The 5,132-nt window shown below is 60.2% G+C and carries 5 protein-coding genes; all 5 read left to right on the forward strand.

Translation table 11 applies throughout. From position 1 onward, the window contains the following. The first annotated feature begins 88 nt into the window (after positions 1-88). The 5 genes from ACXYN8_RS13570 to ACXYN8_RS13590 all read left to right on the forward strand — a co-directional run bounded on the left by ACXYN8_RS13570 (position 89) and on the right by ACXYN8_RS13590 (position 4,906). Entirely contained in the window at positions 89-1,345 is a 1,257-nt protein-coding gene (locus ACXYN8_RS13570; protein ID WP_458890006.1) for a tyrosine-type recombinase/integrase, read from the forward strand. Further along, positions 1,342-2,583, forward strand: coding sequence for a tyrosine-type recombinase/integrase (locus ACXYN8_RS13575; RefSeq protein WP_458890007.1), 1,242 nt, complete (start codon positions 1,342-1,344; stop codon positions 2,581-2,583). The genes ACXYN8_RS13570 and ACXYN8_RS13575 overlap by 4 nt, the downstream gene beginning before the upstream one ends. Next, positions 2,576-2,974: a type II toxin-antitoxin system RelE/ParE family toxin gene (locus ACXYN8_RS13580; protein ID WP_458890008.1), complete on the forward strand. Its 399-nt coding sequence runs from the start codon at positions 2,576-2,578 to the stop codon at positions 2,972-2,974. Before ACXYN8_RS13575 ends, ACXYN8_RS13580 begins: the two co-directional genes overlap by 8 nt. Then, positions 2,961-3,290 carry a helix-turn-helix domain-containing protein gene (locus ACXYN8_RS13585; protein WP_458890009.1) on the forward strand — a complete coding sequence of 110 codons (330 nt, stop codon included), beginning with the start codon at positions 2,961-2,963 and terminating at the stop codon, positions 3,288-3,290. Before ACXYN8_RS13580 ends, ACXYN8_RS13585 begins: the two co-directional genes overlap by 14 nt. 134 nt (positions 3,291-3,424) lie before the next feature. Beyond that, the gene (locus ACXYN8_RS13590) at positions 3,425-4,906 is read left to right on the forward strand and encodes a DMP19 family protein (RefSeq protein WP_458890010.1); all 1,482 of its coding nucleotides are present in this window, start codon (positions 3,425-3,427) and stop codon (positions 4,904-4,906) included. Positions 4,907-5,132: the final 226 nt, after the last annotated feature.

A 5,132-nucleotide genomic window follows, 5' to 3' on the forward strand; every position in this document is an offset into this window, starting at 1 on the left:
GAGCACACCCTACGCCGCCATGCGGCAGAAAGAGATTATTAAACAATAGGGTACGCGAAGTTGTTCCTCTACAAGGAGGAGCAAGTCAATGCAAGCAAATGGCTATTTGCTACCAGCAATCGAGGCCACGAATCATTCCTCGGCCCGATCTGGTGAAGGGCGTGGGAGTGGTGAAAAGGCAAAGCCGTCCAACCGGGTACGGCTCAACGGCAACATCGCCCGACGCAAACCGGGCAATCGCATCCGGGAATATTGGGATATCGACCTGCCGGGCTTTGGCCTTCGGGTAAATCCCGGCGGCAGGCGGACGTGGTTTGTCCTGTTCCGCCAGCGCGGCAAGCCGCGACGGGTGTCGCTCGGAACCTCCTGCGACATCTCGCCTGCTACGGCGCGCCGCCTCGCGCGGGCGAAGCTGGCCGAGGTGGCGCTCGATGGGTTGCCGACGCGCAAGAAGGCCCGCGCCGCGCAAAAGAGCGATGCGCCCCTGCTGCGCGACTACGCCGAACGCTTCTGGGCTGACTATTCGCGACACTGGAAACCATCGACCCGCAAGCGCAACGAGAGCGCCATCTTCAAGGAAATCCTCGGCGCGTTCGGCGACCGGCGGGTCGACGATCTGGCGAAAGGTGACATCCTGTTCTGGCGCGACAGCTTTGTCGAACGTCCCGGCGTGTTCAACCGCACGCTGCCGGTGTTCTCGGTGATGATGGGCTACGCCGAACGCCTCGGCTTGCGTCCACGAGGTTCCAATCCCTGCAAGGGCACGCCGCGTTACAAGCGCAAGCCGATGGAACGGTTTCTGTCGCCACACGAATATGGGCGGCTTGACACGGCATTGCGGGACTATGAGGCCGAGCAGCCGCTCTATGTCGCGGCGATCCGCCTTCTGATCTACACCGGCGCGCGCTGCGGAGAGATCGAGCAACTGCGCTGGGAATGGGTGCAGGAACCGCGCCTGATGCTGCCGGACAGCAAGACCGGCGCGAAGATCGTCTATCTCAACCGGCAATCAGTGGATGTGATTGCAGCTCTTCCAGATCGGAAGCCGACAGGCCTTCTGTTCCCCTCGTTCCGCAATCCCGACAAGCCGATCACGCTCGGCATTCACTGGTCGAAAATCCGCAACCGCGCGGCCTTGCCGGATGTCCGCTTGCATGACCTACGCCACAGCTTTGCCTCGGTCGCAATCCGCGACAACATCTCGCTGATGGTGATTGGCAAGTTGCTGGGCCACGCGCTGGCAGAAACGACGACCAGATATGCGCACCTGTCCGACGAGATCGTCGCCGATGCGGCCGAGCGCGTATCCGGCTCGATTGCGCGCCTGATTGGAGTCGGACAATGAACGCGCTGACCCTGCGGGGGATCGTCGCCGAGGAGCTGGGCAGCCTCAAACTCCATGTGATTGGCAAGTGCGGTGGCCTGGGCGAGCTGCGCAAGACCTGCTGGACGCGCGAACTGCCCGGCTTTGGCACTCGGCATTATGCGAGCGGGCGCAAGGTCTATATCGTTCAGGCGCAAATGGAAGGGCGCACCCGCACTGTAACGATCGGCAACGCCAAAGTGCTGAGCCGTGCGCAGGCAATGGATGTGGCGCGCCGGGTGCTGCTCCGCGCCCAGACCGGCGACAACCCGGCTGAGGAGCGCAAGCGGCTGCGCAAGGTTCCATCCTACCGGCACTTCCTAAAGACTTACTGGGGCCGCGTGTCGCCCAAGTGGAAGCCGTCCACGCTCTACACCCACCGCTACTACAAGCGGAAATATCTCGACCGGGCATTCGAAGGCCTGTTCCTTGATGAGATCGAAGAACGCCATGTGCAGGAGTGGTTCAACCGGATCACCAACACCGGCGGCCCCGGCGCGGCCAACCGATGCGGTGAAATCCTGCGCGCCATGTTCAACAAGGCCGAACAATGGGGCGTTCGGCCCGAAGGTTCGAACCCCTGCCTCTACATCCGCAAGAACAAGGGGCGGAAGTGCGAGCGCTTCCTGTCCGATGAGGAGTTCCGGCGTATCGGCGAAGTGCTCGACCGGCACGGCAAAACCTTCCCGCTGCATTGCGCCGCGATCAGTCTGCTGATCCTGACCGGCTGCCGCAAGTCGGAGATTACATGCCTCAAATGGAACGAGGTGCGGGGACGGCGTTTGCTACTTACCGACAGCAAGACCGGCCCGCGCACGGTCTGGCTGGCCGAGGCGGCAGCGACGATCCTCCACGCCCTGCCACGCCGTGAGAAGCAGCGCTTTGTGTTCTGGAACCCGGCCACCCAGCGCCCGATCACCGACATCGGCAATTTGTGGAGCAAGCTGCGCGACGAGGCGGGCTTACCCGGCATCCGCATCCACGATCTGCGGCATAGCTTTGCCAGCCATGCCGCCGCCCACTCTGAAACCCTGCCGATGATCGGCAAGCTGCTCGGTCATGCCGATGTGCGGACCACGACCCGCTATGCTCATCTTGACGATGGGCATGTGATCGAGGCAGCGCAGCGGATCGGCGACCTGATCGAGCAAAACATGAGCGGCTCATATTCATTGAGCCGTAACACTAAGTATGATAGTGGGCCGCTGCTGCATGACTGACAACCCGCGCATCCGCATCTACGCCAACCGCTGGTTCGCCAAGTTCGCGGCAAAGGAGAAGATCAGCGATGCCACGCTTGCTGATGCCGTGCATCGGGCCGAGACCGGTCTGATCGATGCCGATCTTGGCAGCGGCCTCATCAAGCAACGCATCGCGCGCCAGGGCGGAGGCAAATCGGGCGGCTATCGCTCGATCCTGATCTTCCGCTCGGGCGAGCGGGCCATATTCGTGTTTGCCTTCGCCAAGAGCGACCGGGCAAACCTGAGTGTGGCGGAACTGAAGGTCTATCGCAAGGCTGCCAGCATCATGCTGGAGCTGGACGAGGACCAGATCGAAACGGAAGTTGCAGCAGGCCGATTGGTCGAGGTGAAAGACGATGAGCAAGGCTAAGGCAAAGACCTACAAGAGCGAGGCGATGGCCGCCGTCCACGAGATGATGGAGGACCTTCACGACGCTGGCAGCATCGACAAGCGCACCATGCGTGAGTTCGATGAGGCCTGCCTTGCGCCAGCGCCCGTCCTGTCGCCCGACGAGATCAAGGCGATCCGGGAAGCAGAGCACGTCTCGCAGCCAGTATTCGCACGCTATCTCAACGTGTCGAAGAACCTTGTGTCGGACTGGGAACGCGGCGCGAAGAAACCGGGAGGTCCGGCTCTGCGGCTGCTGTCGATCATCCAGCGCAGCGGGTTGGATGCGGTCGCATGAATGGCAGTATCGGCATTACAATTTGGTGCTAGAGGGCATTGGATTGAAAACACGGCGCGAAAGTAGTGCAATGGTATGCGCTTCAAGCGACTGAGGCTGAGGGTCAGTTGGTGCGGACCTTTAAACGCAGAACTGTGACGCAGCCTCATGTCCTTCTCGCGCCGACTATCCTGGTAACGAATGCCGACTTCGATGCACGTGATGGCGATGTCCTCGCCGAAGCCGTGAGTCAGTTCTGTCGTTGGTGCATTGAGGATGCTGGGTTGGTCCGACAAGAGGTTCAGCCGGATGCCTGGTTGATCCATCACACAAAGTTTTACATCGCGCAGGTTCAGAATGGCGGCCACGGACAGTTCGCCGCAAATTCAGCGATGGCGCCTGAGGTGCTGGACGACATCGAGGCCGGTCTTTCCGAGCTCGAGCTCAAGCACCTGCTCTCAACTTTCCGCCGGTTCCGAAGTGTGCTGGCCAGCGATAGCGCGCTGCAGAAGATCGTTGTCGCAGGCGGAGGATTCGGCGAAATCCCGCATATCATCAGGGAAATGGACGATGCGTTTTACCAGTCCCGAGAGGCGTTGAAGTTTAGCCAGCAAGCCGCTCGCTGGCTAAGGGCAAGGCCTACCGTACTAGCGTTGAGTCCTCGCCAACTCGAACAGCATAAGCAAGCGGTTGTGGCAAGCAATTCACTGCTTGCGCGCCGAAGTGGTGGCCGAACGCGTTCCACTCTGTGGACCCGTCTGACCGATACCGCCACGCGTCTGTGGGATAAAAGTGGCATCCGGCGGCCCGGCGAATCCGCCCTCGACCAAGCAAGACGTCAGATTGAAACGAACCCTCCCGACGCATGGCAAATCAGTCGTGAGCAGACTGATCTTGTGCAGCAAGTCATCCCTGCTGTGCGCAACGGTGACGACAAGCAGGTCGACGAAATTTTCGCCGCATTCCGGGATCTCCATGCCCGGTACGGTCTGAGCAATACAGAGCGCTGGCCGAATGACATAAGGATGTATGCCTCAAAGCTGCACTATGCCGGTGATCAGCTTGGCAGGTGTGAATTGCTTGAACAAGCCGCCGATGCATTTGGCCAAACAATCGCGACTGGAGCAATCTACAAGGACGATGCAGGCTTTGACTGGCGGTCGCTAGGTCAGTCGCTTGTTGCACTTGGAAGGCTTGACCAGCGCAAGGTGCCGGAGGTCGCTGAGGCAGTTGGCGCGTTCACTCAGGCACTCGCCCTCGACCCTCCGGCGCCAGACGTTTTCAATCGGCAGTTGCGCAGTCTGCTTGGTCTCGCCGAAGCGCATCTCGTACTCGCTGCGGGGAGTTCTGGTGCGGCGCATTTTGAAGCTGCCAGAATCGCACTCGACCAGGCGAAACCGTTACTGGGTTTTGAAGAGCGATGGCGATGGGGCGTACTCGAAGCAGAACTGAACTGGCTCGCATCCCCACGTCCATTGAGCGCCCGCGAGCGCGAGCGTGCTGTGCGACATTTGGACAAAGCAATCATTTGGGAAACCCAGAATGATGGAGACCCACGCGCCAATCCACACCGCTTGAAACGCTATCAGGCATTACGAAATGCGTTCACCGGTGAGCCTTCCGCGAAGGGCTCATAACTTCAGGCTCCGCATAGGCGGCACATTTCCAATTAAGCAAACGGATATGGCCATCTGCTACAAATTCGCGACTTCAGCGATCCGATGGTGGTTAGTGAGCCTATCCTTCAAGCGCCGAATGGGCTACAAAATCCATGTGAAACCAAGACCTTTGCCATCGGAAATCGGGCGGGGAAGTGGTCGATCACAACGGTCCAAATAGGGAACAACTTCGCGCACACCGTAC

The organism is Altererythrobacter sp. CAU 1778, assembly GCF_054482795.1.

Excerpts from the sequence above, each read along its gene's own strand:
- ACXYN8_RS13575 (WP_458890007.1), top strand. The coding sequence starts at position 1,342 with ATGAACGCGCTGACCCTGCGGGGGATCGTCGCCGAGGAGCTGGGCAGC.
- ACXYN8_RS13570 (WP_458890006.1), top strand. The coding sequence starts at position 89 with ATGCAAGCAAATGGCTATTTGCTACCAGCAATCGAGGCCACGAATCAT.
- ACXYN8_RS13580 (WP_458890008.1), top strand. The coding sequence starts at position 2,576 with ATGACTGACAACCCGCGCATCCGCATCTACGCCAACCGCTGGTTCGCC.
- ACXYN8_RS13585 (WP_458890009.1), top strand. The coding sequence starts at position 2,961 with ATGAGCAAGGCTAAGGCAAAGACCTACAAGAGCGAGGCGATGGCCGCC.